The 24,791-nt window shown below is 68.2% G+C and carries 24 protein-coding genes and 2 tRNA genes; 14 read left to right on the forward strand and 12 right to left on the reverse strand.

What is annotated here, in order from left to right:
* Positions 1–8 precede the first annotated feature (8 nt).
* Genes ACSZL9_RS04960 through ACSZL9_RS04980 form a run of 5 tightly spaced genes read left to right on the forward strand, consistent with a single transcriptional unit; the run spans position 9 to position 4,237 of the window.
* Positions 9–749 (forward strand): DUF4129 domain-containing protein, encoded by a 741-nt coding sequence (locus ACSZL9_RS04960; RefSeq protein WP_446664364.1) that lies wholly within the window; start codon positions 9–11, stop codon positions 747–749.
* Positions 746–1,297, forward strand: a complete 552-nt coding sequence (locus ACSZL9_RS04965) for a hypothetical protein (protein ID WP_446664365.1) — start codon at positions 746–748, stop codon at positions 1,295–1,297. Before ACSZL9_RS04960 ends, ACSZL9_RS04965 begins: the two co-directional genes overlap by 4 nt.
* The gene (locus tag ACSZL9_RS04970) at positions 1,294–2,316 is read left to right on the forward strand and encodes an AAA family ATPase (protein WP_446664366.1); all 1,023 of its coding nucleotides are present in this window, start codon (positions 1,294–1,296) and stop codon (positions 2,314–2,316) included. The genes ACSZL9_RS04965 and ACSZL9_RS04970 overlap by 4 nt, the downstream gene beginning before the upstream one ends.
* A gap of 8 nt (positions 2,317–2,324) precedes the next feature.
* Positions 2,325–3,629 carry a DUF58 domain-containing protein gene (locus ACSZL9_RS04975; protein ID WP_446664367.1) on the forward strand — a complete coding sequence of 435 codons (1,305 nt, stop codon included), beginning with the start codon at positions 2,325–2,327 and terminating at the stop codon, positions 3,627–3,629.
* The gene (locus tag ACSZL9_RS04980; protein ID WP_446664368.1) at positions 3,626–4,237 is read left to right on the forward strand and encodes a hypothetical protein; all 612 of its coding nucleotides are present in this window, start codon (positions 3,626–3,628) and stop codon (positions 4,235–4,237) included. Before ACSZL9_RS04975 ends, ACSZL9_RS04980 begins: the two co-directional genes overlap by 4 nt.
* A gap of 71 nt (positions 4,238–4,308) precedes the next feature.
* Here ACSZL9_RS04980 and clpX read toward each other — a convergent pair whose 3' ends face one another.
* The 5 genes from clpX to ACSZL9_RS05005 all read right to left on the reverse strand — a co-directional run bounded on the left by clpX (position 4,309) and on the right by ACSZL9_RS05005 (position 8,983).
* Positions 4,309–5,598, reverse strand: a complete 1,290-nt coding sequence (gene clpX, locus ACSZL9_RS04985; protein WP_446664369.1) for an ATP-dependent Clp protease ATP-binding subunit ClpX — start codon at positions 5,596–5,598, stop codon at positions 4,309–4,311.
* 307 nt (positions 5,599–5,905) lie between these two features.
* Complete coding sequence (locus ACSZL9_RS04990) at positions 5,906–6,574, reverse strand: ATP-dependent Clp protease proteolytic subunit (RefSeq protein WP_446664370.1); 669 nt, start codon at positions 6,572–6,574, stop codon at positions 5,906–5,908.
* On the reverse strand, positions 6,571–7,158 hold the full coding sequence (locus ACSZL9_RS04995; protein ID WP_446665104.1) for an ATP-dependent Clp protease proteolytic subunit: 588 nt from the start codon (positions 7,156–7,158) through the stop codon (positions 6,571–6,573). The genes ACSZL9_RS04990 and ACSZL9_RS04995 overlap by 4 nt, the downstream gene beginning before the upstream one ends.
* A gap of 253 nt (positions 7,159–7,411) precedes the next feature.
* Positions 7,412–8,782, reverse strand: a complete 1,371-nt coding sequence (gene tig, locus ACSZL9_RS05000; RefSeq protein ID WP_446664371.1) for a trigger factor — start codon at positions 8,780–8,782, stop codon at positions 7,412–7,414.
* Positions 8,783–8,909: 127 nt separating this feature from the next.
* Positions 8,910–8,983, reverse strand: a tRNA-Pro gene (locus ACSZL9_RS05005).
* 100 nt (positions 8,984–9,083) lie between these two features.
* Here ACSZL9_RS05005 and ACSZL9_RS05010 point away from each other — a divergent pair.
* Together ACSZL9_RS05010 and ACSZL9_RS05015 are read left to right on the forward strand one after the other, a co-directional pair.
* Positions 9,084–9,154 (forward strand) — tRNA-Gly (locus ACSZL9_RS05010).
* A 631-nt stretch (positions 9,155–9,785) separates the two neighbouring features.
* Entirely contained in the window at positions 9,786–9,965 is a 180-nt protein-coding gene (locus tag ACSZL9_RS05015) for an antitoxin (RefSeq protein WP_446664372.1), read from the forward strand.
* 186 nt (positions 9,966–10,151) lie between these two features.
* Here ACSZL9_RS05015 and ACSZL9_RS05020 read toward each other — a convergent pair whose 3' ends face one another.
* From ACSZL9_RS05020 to ACSZL9_RS05030, 3 genes are all read right to left on the reverse strand, one after another.
* Complete coding sequence (locus ACSZL9_RS05020; protein WP_446664373.1) at positions 10,152–11,240, reverse strand: PP2C family protein-serine/threonine phosphatase; 1,089 nt, start codon at positions 11,238–11,240, stop codon at positions 10,152–10,154.
* Positions 11,241–11,345: 105 nt separating this feature from the next.
* Positions 11,346–11,813: a ribose-5-phosphate isomerase gene (locus tag ACSZL9_RS05025; RefSeq protein WP_446664374.1), complete on the reverse strand. Its 468-nt coding sequence runs from the start codon at positions 11,811–11,813 to the stop codon at positions 11,346–11,348.
* Between the two features lie 11 nt (positions 11,814–11,824).
* Entirely contained in the window at positions 11,825–12,433 is a 609-nt protein-coding gene (locus tag ACSZL9_RS05030) for a mycothiol-dependent nitroreductase Rv2466c family protein (RefSeq protein ID WP_446665105.1), read from the reverse strand.
* A 112-nt stretch (positions 12,434–12,545) separates the two neighbouring features.
* Here ACSZL9_RS05030 and pepN point away from each other — a divergent pair, with 112 nt between their 5' ends.
* On the forward strand, positions 12,546–15,152 hold the full coding sequence (gene pepN / locus ACSZL9_RS05035; protein ID WP_446664375.1) for an aminopeptidase N: 2,607 nt from the start codon (positions 12,546–12,548) through the stop codon (positions 15,150–15,152).
* Here the strand turns inward: pepN and ACSZL9_RS05040 are convergent.
* Entirely contained in the window at positions 15,127–15,861 is a 735-nt protein-coding gene (locus ACSZL9_RS05040) for a nitroreductase/quinone reductase family protein (protein ID WP_446664376.1), read from the reverse strand. The genes pepN and ACSZL9_RS05040 overlap by 26 nt on opposite strands.
* A gap of 20 nt (positions 15,862–15,881) precedes the next feature.
* Between ACSZL9_RS05040 and ACSZL9_RS05045 the strand changes: the two genes are divergently transcribed.
* Positions 15,882–16,478, forward strand: coding sequence for a TetR/AcrR family transcriptional regulator (locus ACSZL9_RS05045; protein ID WP_446664377.1), 597 nt, complete (start codon positions 15,882–15,884; stop codon positions 16,476–16,478).
* A gap of 101 nt (positions 16,479–16,579) precedes the next feature.
* Here ACSZL9_RS05045 and malQ read toward each other — a convergent pair whose 3' ends face one another.
* Complete coding sequence (gene malQ / locus ACSZL9_RS05050) at positions 16,580–18,703, reverse strand: 4-alpha-glucanotransferase (protein WP_446664378.1); 2,124 nt, start codon at positions 18,701–18,703, stop codon at positions 16,580–16,582.
* A gap of 61 nt (positions 18,704–18,764) precedes the next feature.
* Between malQ and ACSZL9_RS05055 the strand changes: the two genes are divergently transcribed.
* The 3 genes from ACSZL9_RS05055 (at position 18,765) to ACSZL9_RS05065 (ending at position 21,890) form a co-directional block, all read left to right on the forward strand.
* Positions 18,765–19,673: a mechanosensitive ion channel family protein gene (locus ACSZL9_RS05055; protein ID WP_446664379.1), complete on the forward strand. Its 909-nt coding sequence runs from the start codon at positions 18,765–18,767 to the stop codon at positions 19,671–19,673.
* A gap of 14 nt (positions 19,674–19,687) precedes the next feature.
* Entirely contained in the window at positions 19,688–20,065 is a 378-nt protein-coding gene (locus tag ACSZL9_RS05060; protein ID WP_446664380.1) for a globin, read from the forward strand.
* Between the two features lie 136 nt (positions 20,066–20,201).
* Positions 20,202–21,890, forward strand: a complete 1,689-nt coding sequence (locus ACSZL9_RS05065; RefSeq protein ID WP_446664381.1) for a glycoside hydrolase family 13 protein — start codon at positions 20,202–20,204, stop codon at positions 21,888–21,890.
* Here ACSZL9_RS05065 and ACSZL9_RS05070 read toward each other — a convergent pair whose 3' ends face one another.
* Together ACSZL9_RS05070 and ACSZL9_RS05075 are read right to left on the reverse strand one after the other, a co-directional pair.
* On the reverse strand, positions 21,891–22,523 hold the full coding sequence (locus tag ACSZL9_RS05070; protein WP_446664382.1) for a hypothetical protein: 633 nt from the start codon (positions 22,521–22,523) through the stop codon (positions 21,891–21,893).
* Entirely contained in the window at positions 22,520–22,990 is a 471-nt protein-coding gene (locus ACSZL9_RS05075; protein ID WP_446664383.1) for an acyl-CoA thioesterase, read from the reverse strand. Before ACSZL9_RS05075 ends, ACSZL9_RS05070 begins: the two co-directional genes overlap by 4 nt.
* 37 nt (positions 22,991–23,027) lie before the next feature.
* On the opposite strand from ACSZL9_RS05075, the gene ACSZL9_RS05080 reads away from it, so the two are divergent.
* Positions 23,028–23,984, forward strand: coding sequence for an acyl-CoA thioesterase (locus tag ACSZL9_RS05080; RefSeq protein WP_446664384.1), 957 nt, complete (start codon positions 23,028–23,030; stop codon positions 23,982–23,984).
* Positions 23,981–24,787, forward strand: a complete 807-nt coding sequence (locus ACSZL9_RS05085; protein ID WP_446664385.1) for a methyltransferase domain-containing protein — start codon at positions 23,981–23,983, stop codon at positions 24,785–24,787. Before ACSZL9_RS05080 ends, ACSZL9_RS05085 begins: the two co-directional genes overlap by 4 nt.
* The last annotated feature ends 4 nt before the right edge of the window (positions 24,788–24,791 follow it).

Raw genomic sequence — 24,791 nt, forward strand, 5'->3', positions numbered from 1 at the left:
TTGGACCGGTGAGTTCTGGGGAGGGCGACCAACCGCCGGAAGGCCCGCGTCGTCGCATGCTGCTCGCCGGCGCGGGGACGGCACTGGCGCTGATGGCGCTGATCGTGGTCACGACGGCACGCGACACGCCGATCCTGCACGCTCCCGACCGCGACCCCAATCTGCACATCAGCTACGGCACCTACCGCCCACCGACCCTGCCCGGCGGGGCGAGCGGCACCCCGACCAGCCGGGCCGCCACGAACACCCACACCGGGAATGTCGTGGGCACCGTGATGCTCTACATCCTGCTCGCCCTGCTGGTGCTCGGGCTGTTGTGGATCCTCACCGCCGTCGTCGCGTCGGTGATCCGTCGGGTCCGCCAGCGGCGACGCGTCGCAGAGCACGGCACGTTGCCCGAGGTGGACGACGCAGTGGCGGACGCGGTCGCCGAAGCGGTCCGCCGCCAGGAGAGCCTGGTGCACGAAGGCACCCCGTCCAACGCGATCGTCGCCTGTTGGGTGGATCTCGAGCAGTCGGTCGCCGCTGCGGGTGTGGAACGCCGGCCGAGCGAGACCTCCGCCGAGCTGACCCTCCGGGTGCTGGACACCCTCGACGTTGACCGCCGGTCGCTGCGCACGCTCAGCGCTCTCTACCGCGAAGCGCGCTACTCCCCTCACCAACAGCTCACCGAGCGCGACCGGACCGCTGCGCGCGACGCCCTGCGCGCGTTGCGCCTCTCACTGCCTGCACCTCAGGAGCGGGTATGACGACAACACGCACGACCGCGTCTCCTGCCGACGACGACACGACCCGCAAGTGGGCCAAGCGCTTCGCCACCCTGCTGGTGTGCTGGGGTTGTGCGTGGCTGTTCACGCACTGGCTGGTGATGCGCCCCGACCCGGTGGGGCTGCTGGGCGCCATCGGGGTGTTGTTCGTGATCATCTGGTGGGCGTCGGACCGCCGGCTCGACTGGGACCCCGCCGAGTGGGAGGGCGACCCTGCAGGTCGTCGGCTACGCACCAGCGCCGACTCCCGCATCAGCTACCTCCGACGACAGATCGAGAACGCCTCGTCCACCAAGAACGGCGGCGAGCTCAACGCGAGCGCCGGCAGCCTCCAGGGCATCCTGCGTGACCTGACGCTCGATCGACTGCGGCTGCGCGCTGCCGAGAGCGGCGCGGCGCACGTGCCCGACGACGCCGAGTTGCTGGCCGGCACCGACCCGAAGCTGTCCCACTACCTCACCACCCAGCCGGCGCCGCTGGTGAACCAACAGACCGTGAACGACATCATCAACCGCATCGAGGCACTGTGACCGAGCAAAACCAGACCGGAACCCCTGGCGAGACACCCGTCACCGAGACGTCCGTCAGCACGACGACAATCCCGGAGACGACTCAGCGCGCCCAGCAGATCCTCGACAGCGTCGACCGCGCCGTCGTCGGCAAGCGGCACGCGCTGGAGCTGGTGCTGGCGACGGTGCTCGCCGGCGGGCACGTGCTGTTGGAGGACAACCCCGGGCTCGGCAAGACGTTGGCCGCGCGATCCCTCGCGCAGACCCTGGGTCTGGACTTCGCTCGCGCTCAATTCACCCCGGACCTGCTGCCGGCGGATCTCACCGGTTCGTTCATCTTCGACCAGCGCGACGCGACGTTCGACTTCCGGAGTGGCCCGCTGTTCACCGGACTGCTGCTGGCCGACGAGATCAACCGAACCCCGCCCAAGACCCAGGCGGCGCTGCTGGAGGCGATGCAGGAGCGACAGGTCACCGTCGAGGGCCGCACCTTCCGGCTGCCGCACCCGTTCCACGTCATCGCGACCGCGAATCCCGTGGAATACGAAGGCACTTACCCGTTGCCGGAGGCGCAACTGGACCGATTCCTCTCCCGGGTCAGCTTCGGCTATCCCACCGAGGCGGAAGAGGTGGACGTGCTGCAGCGACGCATGCAACGGCAGCAGGAGGACATCACCCTGAAACCGGTCACCGACGCCGCGGGCCTGCTCGGCATGCAGGCCGCCATCGAGCAGTTGCAGGTGGAGAACACCGTGGTCGACTACTGCGTGCGACTGGCGGCGGCGACGCGCGAGCACGCGCAGGTCCTGATCGGTGCCTCCCCGCGCGGCTCGCTGGCGTTGCTGCTCGTGAGTCGCGCACTGGCGGTCGTGCGGGGCCGAGACTTCGTCACCCCTGAGGACGTGAAAACCGTTGCGTTGGCTGTGCTTTCGCACCGCGTGACGATCAAGCCCGAGCTGTGGATGAGCGGTGTCACCGCGTCCTCGGTGGTGCGTGGGCTGCTCGACAACGTCCCGACTCCCGCAACCGCGAAGGCCTGAGCGCCGCCATGCCGGCACGGACCCTTCGACCGCACACCGACACGGGGTGGCGCCTCACGCCGTCCTTCCTGCGGGCTGCGTTGCTCGCAGTCGTGCTGATCGGTGCCGCAGTCGGCTTCGGCCGCCCGGACCTGCTGGTGCTGGGCACGCCCCTGCTGATCATCACGGTCTGGACGCTGGCGGCACGTCCTCGCGTCATACCGCGGGTGAGCGGGACGGTGTCCACGACCTCCCCCGCCGAGGGCAGCACGCAGGCATGGACGCTGCGCGTCGATGCCGACGAGAACGCCGAGCAGTTCGCTGCGTATGTCGCCGACCGACGCGGCCTGACGATGACGCCGTCGTCGGGTGCCGTGGCCGAGCCCCTGGAGCAGGGCCACGCGCTGGAGACGATGCGCTGGCGACCGGACCGCTGGGGCACCCACCAGATCCTCAGCACGCGACTGGCCGTCTTCGGACCGTGGGGCGGACATCGCTACGGCACGGTGCACATCCCCGGCCCGGTCGTGGCCACGCTGCCCGACACCGCCGCGTTCGACGCCAAGCGTGCGCTCCCGCACCCGCAGGGCCTGGTCGGTGTCAACCGCAGCAACACCAAGGCCGAGGGCACCGAGTTCGCCGACATCCGGCAGTTCCAGGTCGGCGACCGGCTACGGAACATCCACTGGCCGGTCTCCGCACGCACCGGCACGCTGCACGTGCGGACGTCGTTCGCCGAGCAGGACACCGAGGTGCTCATCGTGCTCGACGCGTCCGCCGACTTCAGCAGCGGTGAGGACGACAGCACAGCCAGCTCGCTCGACCTGGGTGTGCGTGCCTCGGCAGGGCTCGCGGCATACTTCCTCCGCCGCGGTGACCGCGTCGGCATCGAAGCGGTCGGTGGCATGCGCCCGGTCCGCGTCCCGGTCGGCATGGGCTCGTTGCACCGGCGCCGGATCATCGACTGCCTCGCCGGCATCGAACGCGGCGTGGGCACCGGCTTCCAGACCGCTGCGGTGCGGACCCGCTTCCGCCCCGGCGGCGTGCTGCTGCTGATCAGCCCGCTGCTCAGTCCGATGCCGCTCGCGCTGGCCGCCAAGCTGGCGCAGCGCGGCATGACCGTCGTGGTCATCGATTGTTTCCCGGGCGAGGTGCCCACCGAGGACCCCGGGCTGGCCGTCGCCACCCGGCTCCGGCTGCTGGAGCGGGACCGCGAGATCCGAGCCATCGAACGCCTCGGCGTGCCGGTGACCCAATGGCGCGGGCCGGGCAGCCTGGACCCGGTGCTGAGTCGGCTGTCCGCCCGGCCGCTACCGCGGGTGGTGCAGCGATGAACTATCTGCCCCGGATGGAGCGCATCGTCCAGTTGCACCGGCACCACGCCGCGGCACTGGCAACCGCGCTGCTGGCCGCGATGGTGCTCCTGGTGATGACCGACATCGTCGGCGGGATGTCGTGGTACGGCCTGGCCGCCATCGTCGTCACCGGGCTGATCCTGCTCGGCAACAGCGACAGTTTCGCCGGGCTGCTGCTCCTCAGCGCCATGGTGCTGCAGTGGCTCAGCAGCGGGATGGACGAAGGCTCCTGGTGGGTGATCCCGGGTGCGTGGTTGCTGCTCGTCGCGCACGTGGCGATCGGCCTGGCGGCCAGCGGGCCCGACCAAGCACCGATCCCCCGCTCCGTGCTCGCCCTCTGGGCACCGCGCACGATCCTGGTCGGCGGGGCAACGACACTCGTCGCCGTTGTGATGCTGCTCATCCAGCCCAGCAACGACCAGCAACTCCCGTATGGCGCCGCGCTGGCTCTCGGCGGGCTCATCGTCGCGGTGCTGGTGCTGGCCTGGCTGACCAGCGAGGGCAGGCAGGGGAAGAACGAGCCGCCTCGTTATGAGTCGATGTTCGAGCGGACGATGCCCACCAAGGAGCCCCCGCTCGAGAAGTGACCGGTCGACCGGCCGATCAGTCAGCCGGTCGATCGACCGGCGCCGGCGACCAACCGGTCACCGGCGTCGACTCAGGCGGACTCCTTGCGCTGGGTGCGCTTGCGGGCCGGCTGTGCGTCGCGGCGCACGATCGTCGGGTTGACGTTGTCGAGCACGACCTCGCGGGTGACCACGACCCGGGCGATGTCGTCGTCACTGGGCACGTCGAACATCACCGGCTGCAGCACCTCCTCCAGGATGGCGCGCAGGCCACGAGCACCGGTGCCGCGCAGCATCGCCTGCTCGGCGACTGCCTCGACGGCGTCCTTGGTGAACTCCAGCTCGACGTTGTCGATGTCGAACATCTTCTCGTATTGCTTGACCAGCGCGTTGCGCGGCTCGGTCAGGATCGACACCAGACCCTCGCGGTCCAGCGGCTCGACCGTGGTGATGACCGGCAGGCGGCCGATGAACTCCGGGATCAGCCCGAACTTCATCAGGTCCTCCGGCAGCACGTCGGAGAAGCTGGTCATCGGGTCCTTGGCCGACTTCAGGTCCGAGCCGAAGCCCAGGCCCTGCCGGCCGGTGCGCGCCTCGATGATCTTCTCCAGGCCGGCGAAGGCACCGCCGACGATGAAGAGCACATTGGTCGTGTCGATCTGGATGAACTCCTGGTGCGGGTGCTTGCGGCCACCCTGCGGCGGCACACTCGCGGTGGTGCCCTCCAGGATCTTCAGCAGCGCCTGCTGCACGCCTTCGCCCGACACGTCGCGGGTGATCGAGGGGTTCTCGCTCTTGCGCGCGACCTTGTCGATCTCGTCGATGTAGATGATGCCGGTCTCGGCCTTCTTGACGTCGAAGTCGGCGGCCTGGATCAACTTGAGCAGGATGTTCTCGACGTCCTCACCGACGTAGCCGGCCTCGGTGAGCGCAGTGGCGTCGGCGATCGCGAAGGGCACGTTGAGCATGCGGGCCAGGGTCTGCGCGAGGTAGGTCTTGCCACAACCGGTCGGGCCGATCAGCAGGATGTTGGACTTGGCGATCTCGACCGGCGGGCCGTCCTTCTTGGCCGCGGCCGGCTGGTCGGCGGCCTGGATCCGCTTGTAGTGGTTGTAGACCGCGACGGACAGCGCCTTCTTCGCGGTGTCCTGGCCGATGACGTATTGCTCGAGGAAGTCGAAGATCTCGCGGGGCTTGGGCAACTGCTCCAGGCCCAGCTCGGAGGTCTCGGCGAGCTCCTCCTCGATGATCTCGTTGCACAGGTCGATGCACTCGTCGCAGATGTAGACACCTGGCCCGGCGATCAGCTTCTTGACCTGCTTCTGGCTCTTACCGCAGAACGAGCACTTCAGCAGGTCGCCGCCTTCTCCGATGCGTGCCACGTGCCCTCCAGTCGTATGCCGTGCGGCGCCACCCGGGACCGGGTGGCGATGGTTCGTCCGGCCGACGCTACATCGCACCGGACCGTGCAGCCTCCATTGAAACCCGGTGTCGCACATCAAGTCACGCCTGTCCGCTGACAGCAGAATTGCCGTCCCGTCAGTCCCACCCGGAGATGGCCGAGCTTGTCGAGGTCACGCCATACGCCTCGATCACACCGCGGCACAAACGCGAGTGACGGCTCCCCCACCGAGTGACGGTGCAATTGCACCGTCACTCGGCGAAGAAGCCGTCACTGGGCGAGATGTCCTACTGAGCGGAGGCCTTACGGCTGGACAGGACCTGGTCGATCAGGCCGTAGTCCTTGGCCTCCTCGGCCGTCAGGATCTTGTCGCGCTCGATGTCCTGCTTGACCTGCTCCGGCGTGCGGCCGGTGTGCTTGGCCCAGGTCGCCTCGAGCCACTCACGCATCCGGAAGACCTCGTTGGCGGTGATCTCCAGGTCGGAGGCCGTGCCGCCGGTGCCCTCCATCGCGGGCTGGTGGATCAGGATCCGCGCGTTGGGCAACGCGAAGCGCTTGCCCGGCGCACCCGCACCCAGCAGCACCGCGGCCGCCGACGCGGCCTGGCCGATGACGAACGTCTGCACGTCCGGCTGGATGTATTGCATGGTGTCGTAGATCGCGGTCAGCGCCGTGAACGAGCCACCCGGAGAGTTGATGTACATCAGGATGTCCCGGTCGGGGTCCTGGCTCTCCAGCACGATCAGCTGGGCGATGATGTCGTCCGCGGACGCGTCGTCGACCTGCACCCCGAGGAAGATGATGCGGTCCTCGAAGAGCTTGTTGTAGGGGTCCGAGCGCTTCATGCCGTAGGAGGTGCGCTCCTCGAACTGCGGCAGGATGTAACGGCTGCTCGGCTGCGGGACACTCACCCCGGCATACGGCGAATTCATCTGTGCTCCAAAGCTGTTGGTCATGAGTTGTTCCGGCCCGGTGCATCGGTCGAGCTCTCGAAGACGTGGTCCACGAAGCCGTAGTCCTTGGCGTCCTGTGCGGAGAACCAACGGTCGCGGTCGGAGTCCTTCTCGATTTGCTCCACCGACTGTCCGGTGTGCTCCGCGATCAGCTCGGCCATCTGCTTCTTGACGAAGACCAGCTGCTCGGCCTGGATCTTGATGTCCGAGGCCGTGCCGCCGATGCCGCCGGACGGCTGGTGCATCATCACCCGGGCGTGCGGCGTGGCGTAACGCTTGCCCTTGGTGCCCGCGGACAACAGGAACTGGCCCATGCTGGCCGCCAGCCCCATCGCGACCGTGGCCACGTCGTTGGGCACCCAGTTCATGGTGTCGAAGATCGCCATGCCCGCGGAGATCGACCCGCCGGGGCTGTTGATGTAGAGCCAGATGTCCTTCTCGGGGTCCTCGGCCGCCAGCAGCAACAGCTGCGCGCAGATCGCGTTGGCGTTGTCGTCGCGGACGTCGGAGCCGAGGAAGATGATTCGTTCCTTGAGCAGCCGGTTGTAGATCTGATCGTCCAAGCCAACTTGTCCTTCGGTGGCCATGGACACCTCCTGTGCGTTGCTCACCGCGTCTCCATCGTTCGTCGTGATGCTTCAGTGAATCTCACTGGACCCTAACGCCCGCACCCCCTCACTAAGTCCCCGGTCCGGGTGATGTTCGCCCACGGCGGAATTGTCCGTGCGCTCGGGCATCCGGTCGCCCTCCCGCAGGGGCCACTGCGCGGGTATGACGGAACCCCTCCCGCGCAAGCGTGCGGAAGGGGTTCGTCATACGGGCGATGTGCCCTGTGCTTACTCAGACGGTCGCGTCGTCCTTGCTGTCGTCCTTGGCCTCCGCGGCGTCGGCCGAGTCCTCGGTCTCCTCCGACGCCTCTGCGGTCTCGCCCTCGGCGTCCTCGTCCTCCTCGTCGAGCTCGGACAGGTCGACCTCGTCGCCGTTGGTGTCGACGACCTTGATCTCGTCCAGGATCGAGGCCAGTGCCTTGCGGCGGGCGACCTCACCCATGATCGCCGGCACCTGACCCTGCTGGTCCAGCGCCTGGGCGAACTGGTTGGGGTCCATGCCGTACTGCGAGGCCGACATGACGATGTACTCGATGAGCTCCTCCTGGCCGACCTGCACGTCGTCGCGCTCGACGAGCTTGTCCAGGATGAGCTGGGTCTTCAGCGCCTTGCGGGTCGACTCGTCGACCTCCGCGCGGTGCTCGTCGTCCTCGAGACGGTCTTCGTTCTCCAGGTGCTGGTGCACCTCGTCCTCGATGACCTTGTCCGGCAGCGGCAGGTCGAGAGTCTCCAGCAGCTGGTCCAGCGCCTTGTCGCGCGCCTGCACACCCTGCTCGAAGCGCTTGCCCTTCTCCACCTGCTCGGTGACCTCGGCACGCATCTCCTCGATGGTGTCGTGCTCGGAGGCCATCTGCGCGAAGTCGTCGTCGAGCTCGGGCAGCTGACGCTCCTTGACCGCCTGCACGGTGACGGTGACGTCGGCGTCCTCGCCCTCGTGGTCACCACCGGCAAGCGGGGCCGTGAAGGTCTTGGTGTCGCCTGCCGACAGCCCGGTCAGGGCGTCGTCCAGACCCTCGAGCATGTTGCCCGAGCCGATCACGTAGTTGATGCCGGAGACGTCGTCGATGTCCTCGTCGCCGATCGTCGCCTTCAGGTCGATGGTGACCGAGTCACCGTCGGCCGCGGCGCGGTCCACGCTGGCGAGAGTGCCGAAGCGCTCACGCAGCGCCTCGAACTCCTTGTCGACGTCCTCGTCCGAGACCTCGAACGGGTCGACCTCGACGGTGATCTGGGAGAAGTCGGGCAGCTCGAACTCCGGAGCGGTGTCCAGCTCGGCGTCGAACTTCAGCGGCTGCTCGTCGTCGACGGGCACCTCGGTGACCTCGACCTCCGGCTGACCCATCGGGCGCAACTCGTTCTCGGCCAGCGCCTGGCTGTAGAACGTCGGCAGCGCCTCGTTGATGGCCTCCTGCAGCACCGCCGGGCGGCCGATGCGCTGGTCGATGATCCGCGCCGGCACCTTGCCCTTGCGGAAGCCCGGCACCTGGATCTGTGCACCGATCGCCTTGTATGCCTCGTCGACGCTCGGCTTCAGCTCCTCGTAGGGAACCTCCACGGAAAGCTTGACGCGGGTCGGACCCAACTTCTCGACGGCACTCTTCACTGCAGGGACTCCAAAATGGTGGGATTTCGGCTCCGGCGCACGGAGCCCGTTGTCTTGCGAATTCTTGTCTTGCCAGCAGCGCAGAAGCTCGAAGCGTGCGCGCCGCACTAACACGTCATGCTAGCTGTCGGGGTAGCCGGATTCGAACCGGCGGCCTTCCGCTCCCAAAGCGGACGCGCTACCAAGCTGCGCCATACCCCGTCATACGCCGCGCCGCGTAGCCGGTTTGGCGCGCATGCGGGCGGGCAGTAGGCTAACGCCTCGGTTGGTCGGACCGCACATCGGCGGTCAGCCAAGCCACGCGGGCGTAGCTCAATGGTAGAGCCTCAGTCTTCCAAACTGATTACGCGAGTTCGATTCTCGTCGCCCGCTCCCTCACGACGAAGGACCCGTGGCGCTGGGCGCCACGGGTCCTTCGTCTGTTCGTTCGCGTCTTTGTTTTCTGGCTCCGCTCCTCCTCCGGCAGGACTCGCTGGCGCTCGCCCTGCCGGCATCGTCGCTTCGCCGATATCCCAGGTTCCGGATCTCCAACCCAACCCCGGGATCGCAGGCTCGCTCCGTCGGCATCGTCGCTTCGCCGATGTCCCAGGTTCCGGTGTGCACAACCGGCGACCGTTGAGGGTTATGCGCGCAAAGCGACCAAATCCGGCACACAACCAGCGACCGTTGCCGGTTATGCACGCAGAACCACCCAGATCTCGCACACAACCAGCAACCGTTGAGGGTTGTGCACGCGGTATGCCGCCGCCGGCTGCGCTCGCGGGCTCGCTCAGCCGGCATGGTCGCTGCGCCGCGGTCCTCCGTCATGTTGCCGGCATGGGCTCCCCACTGTCGCAGTGCCCCGCGGCCCAGGTTCCCGGCTGGTAGCCGCAGCTGGGCGACGTACTTACCGGCCGGTAGAAAAGCGGTGCCCAGGTATCGACGCACCGGCTCGCTATGTGCAATGGTGCAAAGGTAAACGCCGTCGGCGAAGGGCCGACGTCAATCCAGAAGGAGATATCCAATGGGTCTGTTCGACAGTGCCAAGGACAAGGCTTCCGAGCTGGCAGGGGACAACAAGGACAAGGTCGACGAGGGAGTCGAGAAGGCCGGGGACGCCGTCGACGACAAGACCGGTGGCAAGTTCTCCGACCAGATCGACAGCGGCCAGGACGCCGCCAAGGACAAGCTCGGCGACCTCTGAGTCACCGACACGAAGAAGGGCCCGGGTGACCGGGCCCTTCTTCTTTTGTGCGTCTTGTGTGTCCAGGTCCTGCTGGAAAGCGTGACCTCGACAAGCTCGGCCACCTCACCTCACGCCCGGCACCTCACCGCGAGCTCGGCCACCTCACGCTCGGCCACCTCAACGAGGGCCGGGCACCTGCACGGACTACTCGCGCCAGATCACGACGACGGCGCGATCGTCGGACACGCCGCCGCTCCCCATGGTGCAGATCCGGGTCGCAGCACCGCGTGCGCCGACCGCGAGCGCACGGTCCGCATGCCCGAGCATCCGGTCGACACCCTGCATCAGGTCCATGCCCGGCTGCTCGATGACGCCGTCGGTGAACAACAGCAGCGCGTCGCCGCGCTCGAGGCGCCCACTGATCCGCACGAAGTCGTCGGCGGACTGCCGGTCGAGAATGCCGAGCGCGACACCCGAGGCGCCGTCGACCGGCGCGAAGCGCCCCGAGCCTGCATGGAAGTGCATCGCCGGCGGGTGCCCCGCCGAGCCGATGCTGTAATCGCCGCTGGTCAGGTCGACGGAAGCATGTATGGCGGTCGCGAAGCCCTCGGACCAGCCCTGCCGCATCAGATAGTCGTTCGCGGCCGGCAGGAACCGATCCGGCTCCATCGCGCCGAGCAGGCCGGCAAAAGCACCGCCCAGCAACAACGACCGGGTGCCGGCCGTCCACCCCTTGCCTGAGACGTCGACCAACGCCAGGTCGAAACGGTCCCGCGTCGGGCAGTTGCCGACGACGAAGTCACCGGAGAAGGAGTCGCCGTATGCCGGCTGCACGCTGGACTCGACGTTCCAGCCTTGCGGCAGGATCGGCAGTTGCCCCTGCACGCGCAACCGCTCGCGCAGGTCCATCAGCATCGATCCGCCGACCGCGGTCGTGACCCCGGCCCGGGTGTGCCGCCGGTCGATGACCGAGACCAGCACCATGGTCGCCGCGAGCACCAGCCCGAGACCGAAGGTCTCGAGCGCACCGGTGTCGAGGACGCTGATCAGGTAGACAACACCGATCGCACCGAACACCAGCGCCGTTCGGCGGCTGGACAGCACCATCCGGGCGACCACCGCGAGTGGGATGAACAACGCATAGGTGACGTCACGCGGCCAGACGACAGTGGCCAGTCCCACGAGCATGACCAGGCAGACCAGCGCACCGGTCACTGCGTCGGACCCGGGGCGGATCGTCGTCGCCGACGGACGCGCCAGCCGCCTGGGAGCGAGCGAGAGGTCGATGGCCATGTCGTGATCCTGACGCCCGACTGGCGACCAGGCCGAGAGAATTTACCGACTTCTTACCCACCCCAAACCAAATCCATGCGATATGGTTCGCGGTCACTTCTCGAGTCACTTCTCGGGGGGCAGCTGACCCGTCTTCTCGTAGTCCTCGACCATGTCGATCCGGCGCTGGTGCCGGTCCACGCCGGAGAACGGCGTCGCCAGGAAGGCACGCACGATCTCCTTGGCCTCCTCGACGGTGTTGAACCGGCCACCGATCGATACGACCTGCGCGTTGTTGTGCTGCCGGGCGAGTTGTGCCAGCTCCGGGTTGTAGCACAGCGCCGAGCGGATGCCCTTGACCTTGTTGGCCGCCATCTGCTCGCCGTTGCCGGAGCCGCCGAGCACGACGCCCAGCGAGCCCGGGTCCGCTGCGACGCCCTCTGCAGCGCGCAGCACGAAGACCGGGTAGTCGTCGAGGTCGTCATACTCCTTGGCGCCGTGGTCGACCACGTCGTGGCCCTCCTCGGCGAGCCAGGTCACCAGCGCCCGCTGCATCTCGTATGCCGCGTGGTCGCCACCGATGTGCACTCGCATCGTGCCGCTCCTCAGCTGAAGTCCGGACCCGCAGTGCGGGTGCGCTTGATCTCGTAGAACCCGGGCGTCCCGGCGACCAGCAGGCAGCCGTCCCAGAGCTTGCCGGCGGCCTCGCCCTTCGGGGCGGGTGTCACGACCGGGCCGAAGAAAGCGGTGTCGCCGAACGCCACCACGGGCGTTCCGACATCCTCACCGACCATGCCGATGCCACGCTCGTGCGAGGCGCGCAGCAGCTTGTCGATCTCGTCACCGGGGACGTTGTCGTAGAAGTCCATCAGCTCGGCCGGCAGCCCGACCTCGTCCAGCGACTCGGTGACCGCCTTGCGCTGCCCCTCGTCCGTGCCACCCATCTCCCCCGGGTGCAGCCGGATGCCGATGGCGTCATACAGCTGCTTCTTGTATTTGTCGCCGTGATCGCGCGCCGCGGCGATGACCACCCGCACCGGGCCCCATCCCCGATCGAGCATGTTGCGGTAGCTCTCGGGCAGGTCGTCACGTCCTTCGTTGAGCACCGACAGGCTCATGACACTCCAGGTGACCTCGATCGGTCGGACCTTCTCGACCTCCATCAGCCAGCGGGACGTCATCCACGCCCAAGGGCACAGCGGATCGAAGAACATTTCTGCGGACTGGTGCTGCTCTGCGTCTTTCGTCACGCCCTCAATCCTGCCACCCGCCCCGTGCGAGGATGACGCACATCCGATCCCGACCATCGTTGATGGAGCTTTTGTAGTGCCCAACACCAATCTCACCCGTGAGGAGGCGCAGCGTCGCGCCTCCGCACTGACCGTCGAGTCGTATGACGTCGCTCTGGACCTCACCACCGGCCCGGAGACGTTCCGCACCACATCCCGAGTGCGATTCACCGCGACCGACACTGCACCGACGTTCATCGACTTCCTCGGCCCGTCCGTGGAGTCGATCACCTTGAACGGCGAATCCCTCGACCCGGCAACGTCTTTCGACGGTGCCCGCATCGCGCTGCCGACGTTGGCGGAGTCCAACGAGCTGACGGTCGTGGCGACCGGCGCCTACATGAACACCGGTGAGGGCCTGCATCGCTTCGTGGACCCGACCGACGACGAGGTCTACCTCTACACGCAGTTCGAGGTCGCCGACAGCCGTCGGGTCTTCGCGGTCTTCGAGCAACCCGACCTGAAGGCGACGTTCGCCTTCACCGTGACCGCTCCGGCCCGTTGGCAGCTGATCTCCAACCAGCCGACCCCCGAGCCGCAGCCCGCCGAGCAGACCTACACCGGTCCCACGGGCACCGCCGAGCCGGCCGCGACCTGGCAGTTCGAGCCGACGCCGCGCCTGGCGTCATACGTCACGGCACTGGTGGCCGGTCCCTATGACGTCGTGCGCGACGAGGTCGAGGCGGCGGGCGGCACCGTCCCCCTCGCCGTCTACTGCCGCAAGTCGCTGCGTGAGCACCTCGACGCCGACAACCTCTTCGCCGTCACGAAGCAGGGTTTTGCGTTCTTCGAGGAGAAGTTCGGCGAGCCCTACCCGTTCGCGAAGTACGACCAGATCTTCACCCCGGAGTACAACGCCGGTGCGATGGAGAACGCCGGCTGCGTGACGATCACCGAGACCTACATCTTCCGGACCCAGGTGCCGGAGGCGCTCATCGAGCGTCGCGGACTGACCGTGCTGCACGAGCTGGCGCACATGTGGTTCGGCGACCTGGTCACCATGCAGTGGTGGGACGACCTGTGGCTCAACGAGTCGTTCGCCGAGTGGGCATCCACGTGGTGCCAGGCCGAGGTCACCCAGTGGGACACCGCGTGGACGACGTTCAGCAGCAGTGAGAAGACCTGGGCCTACAAGCAGGACCAGCTGTCCTCCACCCACCCGGTCTACGCCAACATGCGGCACCTGGAGGACGTCGAGGCCAACTTCGACGGCATCACTTACGCCAAGGGCGCGTCGGTGCTCAAGCAGCTCGTCGCGTATGTCGGAATCGACCCCTTCGTTGCCGGATTGCGTTCCTACTTCAGCAAATTCAAGTGGGGCAATACGACGTTCGACGATCTGCTCGGCGAGCTCGAGGCGACGTCCGGCCGGGACCTGTCGACCTGGCGCGACCTGTGGCTGAAGACCGCCGGCGTCAACACGCTGCGCCCGGTGATCGAGGTCGACGACTCCGGCGTGGTGACCAAGGCGCAGCTGGAGCAGACTGCCGTCGCCGACTACCCGACCATCCGCCCGCACCGGCTGGCGATCGGCTCCTACGACCTCGCCGACGGCACGCTGACCGCGAGCGAGTCGGTCGAGATCGACGTCGACAGCGAGCTCACCGATGTCCCGCACCTGGTCGGCAAGCCGCTGCCGCAGTTGCTGCTGGTCAACGACCAGGACCTCACCTATGCGAAGGTGCGCCTCGACCCCGCGTCGCTGCAGACGGTGCTCGCCAACCCCACGGCGATCACCGACTCCCTCGCTCGCGCCGTCGTCTCCGGTGCGCTGTGGGACATGACACGGGACGGCGAGCTGGCGCCCCGCGACTACGTCCGCTACGCCCTTGCGGCGGTCGGCGCCGAGACCGACTCGACCATGCGACAGACGATGATCGGTCAGATCATCGGCACCACCACTGCGTTCCTGACGTCGGGCGCGTTCGGGCACACCACATCGCTGCTGCGTCCGGAGCACCGGCTGGAGGCGGCCGATGAGGCGGCAACCACGTTCCGGCAGTTGCTGAATGCCGCCGAGCCGGGCAGCGACGCCCAGTTGCAGCTGGTGCAGGCCTTCGCGCGCCTGGCCCGCAGCGACAGTGACGTCGCGTATGTCCGCGGCCTCTTCGAGGGCACCGAGACCGTCGACGGGTTGGCGCTCGACACCGACATGAAGTGGACGCTGCTCACCTCGCTGGCGGCCGCGGGTGCGGCCACGGACGCGGAGGTCGACGCGCAGCTCGCGGCGGACAACACCGCGACCGGCATCGCCCGCGCCGCGGGCGCCCGTGCGGCATACCCGACGGCAGAGGCTAAGGCGAAGGCCTGGCACGACCTGGTCGAGACCGACTCGCTGCCCAACGACACGGCACGCTCGATGGCGCTCGGCTTCGGCCGTGTGCACGACACCGCGCTGCTCGAGCCGTATGTCGAGCGCTATCACGCGGCGCTGCGGGGGGTCTGGGACGCGCGGACCTACGCGATGGCGTCGAACTTCGTCACGGTGCTCTACCCGATCGCGCTGTCCAACAAGACGCTGATCGACGCGACCGAGGCGTGGCTTGCCGACAACCAGGACGCGCCGGCCGGTCTGGTGCGCCTCGTCGCGGAGAACCGCGACATCGTCCGGGTGGCGCTCACGGCGCAAGCTCGCGATGAGTGATCGCCGCTCGGTCATCCGCTGACCGAGAGGACCGCTTGTGCACCGAGGGGACCAGCAAATCGGCCGATTTGCTGGTCTTCTCGGTCATGTGGTGCGCCCCTCGGTCGGCTGGGCGTAGCTCCACCCGCACCACCAGCAAGTCACTGCCGAGCACCTGCACCTGCACGGCGTTGAAGGCGCGCAGCGGGTGCCACGCCGACAGCCTGCGTTGTATGGCGATCGGGTCCAGTTCGGGGTGTAGCGACGCGATGCCGTCGACCCACCGGAAGCGCAGGCCGACGCGCATCCGGATCCGCACGTGCGGGTCGCGCACGATGTTCCGCACGTAGCCGGCGCGCATTCCGTGCTCGGCGACGATCCAGAACTCCTCCCCCTGCCGCCCGTTGCCGACCGGGGTCCGACGCGGCTTGCCGGACGTTCGCCCGCGTGTCTCCAGGAGCGCGTAGCCGAGCGGCATCACCCCCACGTGGAGCAGCAGCCGCACCGGCGGATTGACGATCCAGCGCTGCACGAAGCGGATCACGCCCGACTTGCCACGCGGAAACGCAAGGGTGGCAGCGATATTCACCACCAGCACCACCGCATAGATGCTGGCCGTCGTGCCGTCGCTCCAGCCGAGCCGCACCTGCGCGCACTGCAGCGCGAGCAACACCACCGATGCGACGAGCATCGCCGCGCCGCGCTTTCCCATACGCTTGTATTGGTCCATACGGTTGTATGGTAGACCTCATGTCCGATCCGTCAACGGGCACCGCTCCCGCCGCACATCTGCTCGAGACCGTCTGCGCGATCATCGCGACCGACGGCCTGGACGCCGTGACCGTGCGTGAGGTCGCGACGACCGCCGGCGTGTCCATCGGCGCGGTGCAGCACCACTTCCGCACCAAGGACGAGATGCTGCTCGCAGCCTTCCGGCAGGTCGTCGAGTCGACCGAAACACGTGTTGCCGCAGTCGAATTCAGTGATGATGTGCGGATGAACCTGTCCGCCATACTTCGCGAGCTATTGCCACTGGATGCAACACGCACCCGCGAAGCGAAGGTGTATGTCGCCTTCGCGGCACGTGCGTCGACCGCGCCCGCGCTCGCCGAGGTGCAGAGCGGCATGCTCGCGAGCGTCACCAATCAACTCGCCGACGCGTTCGTGGTCGCTGCAGCGCGTGCCGGCGCGAAACCGTCCAAGGCCGAAGCACGTCGCGAGGCAGAGTTGCTGCTGGCTGTGACCGACGGGCTGACCTTCGACGCCGTCACCCGCGGCGGGCGGCCGGACGCGCGTCGTCTCGGCGCGCTGCTCGACGCCTACCTGGCCCGGGTCCTGGGCGAGTAACTCGCGACAGTCGCGACGTTCGTACCGGCGGCCGGCGGACTTGCCGGGGCTGGCGCCTGGATCAGACTGGGCTGGGCTTGACGGTGACCCGCGGGAGCAGGTCAGCGATCACCCCGACGAGTCACCGCACGGATCAACCGCTTCGCACGCCGGGAGACCATCAGGTCGTCCAGCGACGTCGGGGTGCGGTCGGGGCCGCTCATCGGCAGTCGCCAGTTGGGATATTCCTCGTCGGTGCCCGGCTGGTTGATGGTGCGGACGTCGCCGGCGAGATCGTTGACCGACACGCTCAACAGCTTGCTGGGCGACCAGGTGAGGAACTTGTGCAGCGCGTCCACCTGGTCGTCGACCGACGTGCCCGGACGCAACAGTCCGCGCGACCGCAGCTCCGCGAGCACCGCTTCACGCTGGGCGTCGTCGACCTTCATCTCCTCTTCCAGCGGGCGCGTCAGCAGGCCGAGCTCGTGGCGGACCTTGATGTGCTCGCCCTGCAGGTAGCCGGCCGTCGGGGGCAGGTCGTGCGTGGTCACGCTCGCCATGGCGAGCGTGCGGTAGGTCTCCGGCGGCTTGGGCCCGCCGTCGTCGGTGCGCTCGAACCACAGAACCGAAGTGCCGAACACCCCTCGGTCCGACAGGTAGTCGCGCACCCAATCTTCAGTGGTGCCAAGGTCTTCGCCGATGACGACCGCGCCCGCACGATGCGCTTCCAGCGCCAGGATGCCGACCATGGCTTCGTGGTCGTAACGCACATAGGTGCCCTCGAGCGGCTTCTTGCCCTCCGGCACCCACCACAGCCGGAAGAGGCCGAGGATGTGGTCGACCCGCAGGCCGCCGGACATCCGCAAACTCGTGCGCAGCAGGTCGCGGTATGCCTGATATCCGGTCTCGGCCAGCCGGTCCGGCCGCCACGGCGGCTGGCTCCAGTCCTGTCCGAGCTGGTTGTAGTCGTCCGGTGGCGCGCCGACCGACATACCCTGTGCCAGCACGTCACCCAGCGCCCAGGTGTCCGCGCCGCGCGCGTGCACACCCACCGCCAGATCTTGTATGACGCCGACCGACATTCCCGCAGAACGCAATTCGCGCTGGGCGTCGAGGAATTGCGACTGCACGATCCACTGCATCCAGCAGTAGAAATCGACCTCGTCGGACAACCGGTCCCGCTCGGCGGCGACCGCATCGCTGCGCGGATCGCGCAACTCCTCCGGCCAGTCCGGCCACTCGCCGCCACGGTCGGCGGTGATCGCGCACCAGGTCGCGAAATCGATCAGCGGCTGACCCTCCCGCTCGACGAAACTCTCCAGGTCACGCCGCCGGCGATGAGTGCTCTCGGTGCGGAAGATCATCCGCAGGGCGGCCTGCTTGGACTGCCAACTGCCGTCCCTGTCAAGGTGATCCAGCTTGTTGAGCCGTCGGGCGTCGTCGCTGTGCCACTCCACGAGCTGGTGCTGCGCGGCGGACAGATAGCCCAGCTCGGGGACCTCCTCGACCCGGATGTAGAGCGGGTTGACGAAACGTCGGGTGGTCGGCAGGTATGGCGAGGGCTCCATCGGCGACACCGGCTCGGCGGCATGGACCGGGTTGATCAGCACGAAGTCGGCGCCCTGGCGCACCGCCCAGGTGCCCAGCTCGGCCAGGTCGGCGGCATCACCCAGCCCCCAGGAACGCTCCGACCGGACGGAGTAGAGCTGGGCGGCCAGCCCCCATGCCCGGTCGTGCTCCAGCGCGGCGGGCAGTACCAACCGCTCCGGTGTCACGATGACGGTCGCGGTGGCGACGCTGCCGGCGCCATACGACACCTGCAACGAGTGATAGCCGAGCGGCAGATCCCCCGGCAGCTCGATGGTGGACTCGCTCGTCGGCAGCCCGTCGACCTCCCTGATCTCCGACGGGTCCATGACCGTCAGGTCACGAATCGCGCTGTCCTCCAACGTGATCCGCGCCTCGATGCTGTCACCTTCGGGGACGTGCACCGGCACCCACGGGGTCCAGCTCTCGCGCATCACGATCACCGGCGGCAGCACGCGGCGCCATCCCTCGAGCTCTTTGTCGGCCAGCGCCCGCTCGGCCGACGGCTCGTCCGCGGCGTCGACGTCGAGCGCCGCCAGCACGGAGCGGATGGTGTCCGTGCCGACTGTGACGTGATTGCCACGCCAGTCCCAATATTCGGTCGCGACACCGTGGGCGCGCGCGAGCCGAGCGAGATTCTCGGAGGGGGCTTCGGGCATAGGGCTCAGTGTGTCAGAGGCGATTTGCACCGTCGCGAGGCCGGGCCGTAATGATGAGCACATGCCGATCCGACTTGCCGCGACCGACCAGCAGCAATCGACACTCGAGTGGGCCGTCGGTGCACCGCTGATGATCCTGTGCATCATCATCGGCGCCGTCGTGCTGCGCTGGCTCGTCGTCCGCGCCATCGACCGGGCCGTGCAGGCAATGGAGCATCGCTCCCGCCCGGAGCGCTCGGGACGCGCCGGACGCGTGCTGCGCCAGGCGACCGGCCTCGACTCCCAGCGCCGCAAGCAACGTGCGGCCACCATGGGCTCGGTGCTGCGCTCCGTGGCGACCATCATCATCTTCGGCGTCGCGGCGCTGACCGTGATGGCCCGGCTCGGCGTGCCCCTGGCGCCGCTGCTCGCCTCGGCCGGTGTCGGCGGTGTCGCCCTCGGTTTCGGCGCGCAGAGCCTGGTCAAGGACTTCCTGTCCGGCATCTTCATGATCATGGAGGACCAGTACGGCGTCGGAGATGTCGTCGACACCGGCGAGACGGTCGGCACGGTGGAGGAGGTCACCCTGCGGGTCACCCGGATCCGCGACTTCGAGGGTGTGGTCTGGTATATCCGCAACGGCGAGATCCTGCGGATCGGCAACAAGTCCCAGGGCTATGCGACCACCTACATCGACATACCCATCGCCGTCGACCAGCCGGTGGAGAAGGCGCTGCGCGTGCTGCGCACGGTCGCGGCCGATGTCGACGACGAATCCCCTTGGAAGGAGCGGCTGTTGGAGGAGCCGGTGGTGGCCGGTGTCCAGGAGATGTCCAACGGATCGGTCACCCTGCGGATCGTGGCCACCTGCGTGCCGAACGAGCAGTACGGCGTCGCCCGCGAGATCCGTGAGCGCGCCAAGATGGCGCTGGACGAGGCCGGTGTGCGTGGGCCGCAGCTGCCGCCGTACGGCCCGTCGATCGGCACCTGAGAGGATCAGGAGCTGTGAGCACGTTCTATGAGGAAGTCGGGGGGCACGAGACCTTCCGGAAGCTGGTGCACGAGTTCTACCTCGGCGTCGCCAAGGACGAACCCTTGAAGGCGATGTATCCCGAGGAGGACCTCGGCCCCGCCGAGGACCGGCTGCGGATGTTCCTCGAGCAGTATTGGGGCGGGCCCACGACATACAGCGAGCAACGCGGGCACCCCCGGCTGCGCATGCGGCACGTCCCGTATGCCGTCACACCCACCCAGCGCGACCGCTGGCTGCTGCACATGATGAACGCCGTCGACACCCTGGACCTGGACGCCCGGCACGACGGTTTGCTGCGCGACTACCTGACCCGCGCGGCATACTCGATGGTCAACGCCTGGGACGAATAACCCCAGCAATAACCCGCAGCTCGGTGACAACCGATCACCGTGGCCGCGAACTGCTCACGTAGCAGCGGAGAGTGTGTGTGCAGCGTCACGCTGCGTCGGTTTGGCCCCCGCCATACGGCTCGGCACACTGGATCAGGTGACTGCTTCGAACGACGCGACCGCACACCTGGTCCACCCCACAAGCGGCGACCGCGAGTGGTGGCGCAGTGCCGTGATCTACCAGATCTACCCGCGCTCCTGGGCCGACTCCGACGGCGACGGCATCGGCGACCTGCCGGGCATCACCGCCCGACTCCCCTACCTCAAGGCGCTGGGCGTCGACGCAGTCTGGCTGTCGCCCTTCTACACCTCGCCGCAGGCTGATGCAGGGTATGACGTCGCCGACTACCGCGACATCGATCCGCTCTTCGGCACGCTGGCCGACGCCGACGAACTGATCCGCGCCGCGCACGCGAACGACCTTCGCGTCGTCGTCGATCTCGTGCCCAACCACACCTCGGACGAGCACGCATGGTTCCGAGCCGCGCTGACCGCGGCACCGGGATCGCCCGAGCGCGATCGCTACATCTTCCGCGACGGGCGCGGCGCCGACGGCGGCGAGCCGCCGAACGACTGGCAGAGCGTCTTCGGCGGCGACGCCTGGACCCGCATCACCGAGGCCGACGGCACGCCGGGCCAGTGGTACCTCCACCTCTTCGACCGCAAGCAGCCCGACCTCAACTGGGAAAACCCCGTCGTACGAAGCGAATTCGAAGACATCCTGCGCTTCTGGCTGGATCGCGGGGTCGACGGTTTCCGCGTCGACGTCGCGCACGGACTGGTGAAGGCGCCCGGGCTGCCCGACTGGACCGGCCCGATGAACATGATCGACCTGACCGAGGCCGACACTCGGCCGCCCATGTGGGACCAGGACGGCGTCCACGACATCTACCGCGACTGGCGCAAGATCCTGGACTCCTACCCGGGCGAACGCGCCATGTGTGCCGAGGCATGGGTCGAGCCGCCGGAGCGGCTGGCGCGCTACGTGCGCGACGACGAGTTCCAGCAGGCCTTCAACTTCGACTTCCTGGTGACCCCGTGGCGGGCCGACGATCTGCGCGCCGCGATCGCGCAGTCCTACCGGGCCAACGACGCGGTCGGTGCACCGACGACCTGGGTGTTGTCCAACCACGACGTCGTGCGGCATGCGACCCGCCTGGCGTTGCCGGTCGGCGAGCCACGCCCCAACGGGATCTTCGCGACCGACCCGCAACCCGACGCAGAGCTCGGCCTGCGCCGTGCACGCGCCGCCACCACCCTGATGCTCGCACTGCCCGGCGGCGCCTACGTCTACTACGGCGAGGAGCTCGGCCTGCCCGAGCACACCACACTCCCGGACGAGGTGCGCCAGGACCCGACCTATCAGCGCACCGAGCACAAGGAGGCCGGCCGCGACGGTTGCCGCATCCCCATGCCGTGGGAAAAGGACTCTGCCTCTTACGGTTTCGGCCCCGGCGAGCACACCTGGCTCCCCCAGCCCGAGTCGTATGGCGCCCTGGCCGTGGACCAGCAGGACGATGTGCCGGGGTCAACCCTGGAGCTCTACCGCACGCTGCTGCAGACCCGTCGCGACCTGCGACTCGGCGAGGGTTCGACCACTCAGCTCGACCTCGGTCCGGACATCGTCGGATATGACATCGCGGCCGCGGACGCCACGGTGCGAGTGATCCTCAACCTGGGCGAGGCAGACTACGAGCTGCCTTCTGACGCAACGGTTCTCGTCAGCAGTGCGCCCGAGATCGCCGGAGTGCTCCCGACCGACGCCGCGGTGTGGCTGCAGGTCTGATCAGCGCACCAGCACATGCCCCGCAGGCGTCGTGACGCGGTGCCACCGGCCGGCGGCATACACCTTGGCGGTGGAGCCGACCAGGAAACCCAGTGTGTATGCCGCGAAGGCGACCCCTGTCGGCAGTCCCTCGACGTCGCCGAGCACGGGCATCGGTCGTGACCAGACCGCCCGCCGCAGGCCGTCGACCGCGTGCGCACCCGAGCCTTCCGGCGCACCTGCAGTGATGTCGGAGATGCCTTGTGCAGCAACGTCATTGAGCGGCTGCACGGGGATCTCACCAACCAGTTGCCAGCCACCCTGCGGCGGCGACAGCGACGCCCAGGCGGCACGAACCTCCGTGGGCGGCACGGGCAGCTGCGCACCAGCGGGGTCTCGTGCGAACCGGTCGGCGAGGCCGGCCAGTGGCACCACGACATCCAGCTGGGCCGGCTCGGCCAGTGGCAGGACCCGCAGCCCGAGGGTCGTCCCCGACCGGGTCAGCCCCTCCCCGGGCAGCACGCCGACCCATGCAGCCAGGGCAGTGCCGACGGCCTGCAGGCGGATCGCACCGTCGGAGTCGAGTTGCCGTGCGCGACCGACATACGTCACCAGGTCGGCCCGCGTCTGTGTGTCCGCGAACTGCAGGATCATCGCCGCTCCTTCCGCCGCCGACGCATCGCCACCGGCGGGCCCGAGCGTGCTTCCAGCAGCTGACGGTGCGCGTCGGCGATCCGCACGGGGCGCTGGGTCGTCATGTCGAAGACCACCTGCGTCGTCTCGGCCGTGGCGAAGATCTCGGCATCCGCATCGCGCGAGGAGCGCACCTCGTAGCTGGTGTCGAAGGACCCTCCCGACAGGTGCGACACCCAGATCGCCACGACAACCGGCTCGCTGCGCCAGTGCAGCTGGCGCAGGTATTCGATCTCGGCGCGGGCGATGACCAGCGGCGGCCGGCCCTCGGGGCCGACGTCGACCCCCTCGAACCAGTCGGCGAAGGCGATCACCCGCGCCTCCTCGAGCAGCCGGAGGTATTGCACGTTGTTGACGTGACCGAGCGCGTCCATATCGGACCAGCGCAGCGGGACGTCGACGTAATAGGGGCGAGGACGGGCAGCCATGCCGACATCGTCCCAGCCGCATCGTTACGCTCACCGGGTGACCTCCGACGACTCCGCCCCGCAGCTTCCGCCCGTCGCCGACCTACTCGACGTCCTGGACCTCCGCCCGGTGGGTGAGGCGCGGTCGAACTCCGTCATCACCGCTCCGGACGGCGCCCCCGAGATGGACCTGAGCGAGCGTTCGCTGGAGTTGTTCAGCGGACGCAGCCAGGAGACTCCGCACGGGCGCGCCTTCGGTGGCCAGGTGCTCGCGCAGAGCGTGATCGCGGCCGGACGCACCGTTGCATCGGCCGGCTTCCCGACCCGCCCGATCCACTCGCTGCACGCCTACTTCATCCGTCCCGGCGACTCGACCCACCCGATCGAGTTCGGTGTCGAAAACCTGCGGGACGGCAACTCGTTCTCGGTCCGTCGGGTCTACGCGATGCAATACGGCAAGACCCTGCTGTCCGCGACGCTGTCGTTCCAGGAGCCTGCCGAGGGCCTGGACCACCAGTCGGCGATGCCGTCGGTGCCCGACCCCGACCGGGTGCGCACCACCGCCGAGGAGCTCGCCGGCATCGACCACCCGGCCGTCGAGCACTGGAAGCGTCGGGCGCTCGATGTCCGCACCGTCGAGGGCGCCATCTATCTGGTGCCCGGCCGACAGCACGCCGCGCACCAGAACGTCTGGATGAAGGCAGTCGACGACCTGCCCGACGACCCGTTGCTGCACGCCGCCGTGCTCGCCTACTCCTCCGACTACTCCCTGCTGGAGTCCGTGCTGCGCCGGCACGGCCTGGTCTGGGCCGATCCCCGGTTGCGTCCGGCGAGCCTGGACCACGCCATGTGGTTCCACCGCCCCGGCCGCATCGACGAGTGGGTGCTCTACGAGCAGGAGTCGCCGTCCGCCTCCGGTGGTCGCGGCCTGGGACTGGGCAAGATCTACTCCCTCGACGGCAAGCTCATCTGCTCCGTCGCCCAGGAGGGCATGGTGCGCGTGAAGGACTCATGAGCGGCCGGCAGGAGGACCAGCAGGTCCGGCACAGGGAGCTGCTGGCGTCCTGGGCGGCCGAGGAGCGCACCCAGCCCGAGGGGTGGGACTTCAGCTCGCTGCAGGGCCGGATGAGCGAGTCCACCGTGCCGTGGGACCTGCCAGCCGTATGGCGCGCCGCGCTGGCCTCCGCCTCGGCCGTGCTGGACATGGGCACCGGTGGCGGTGAGTTCCTCAGCAGCTTCGCCGACGATCTGCCGGCGCACACCGTCGCGATGGAGGGCTGGCGGCCCAACGTCGCCGTGGCCGGTGAGCGGCTCGCGCCATACAACGTGAGTGTGGTGGGTGCCGACAACGACCCGGGCAGCGCCGGTGACCTGCTGCCCTTCGCGGACGCGTCGTTCGATCTGGTCCTCAACCGCCACGAGGGATACCGCTCAGACGAGGTCGCCCGGGTGTTGGCGCCCGGCGGAAGCTTCCTGACGCAGCAGGTCGGCGGCGACGAATTCGGTGAGATACGAGAGGCTTTCGGCCTCGGCATCAACGCTCCGGACGTCACCTACGCGCGATCGCGCACCGATCTGCAGGCTGCCGGACTCGAGATCATCGACGGTGCGGAGAGCACCGGCCACTATGTCTTCCCCGACGTCGCAGCGCTGGTCGCCTACGTGCAGCTCGTGCCGTGGGACGTCCCCGAGGACTTCAGCGTCGAGCGCTATGCCGACGTGCTGCTCGACCTGCACGCGTCGGGTCCGGACACGGGGCGCCCGCTGCTCGCGACCCGCAGGCGATTCTGGTTGCACGCCCGCCAGTCAGCTGTATGACGCG

It is taken from the genome of Flexivirga sp. B27, assembly GCF_052905685.1.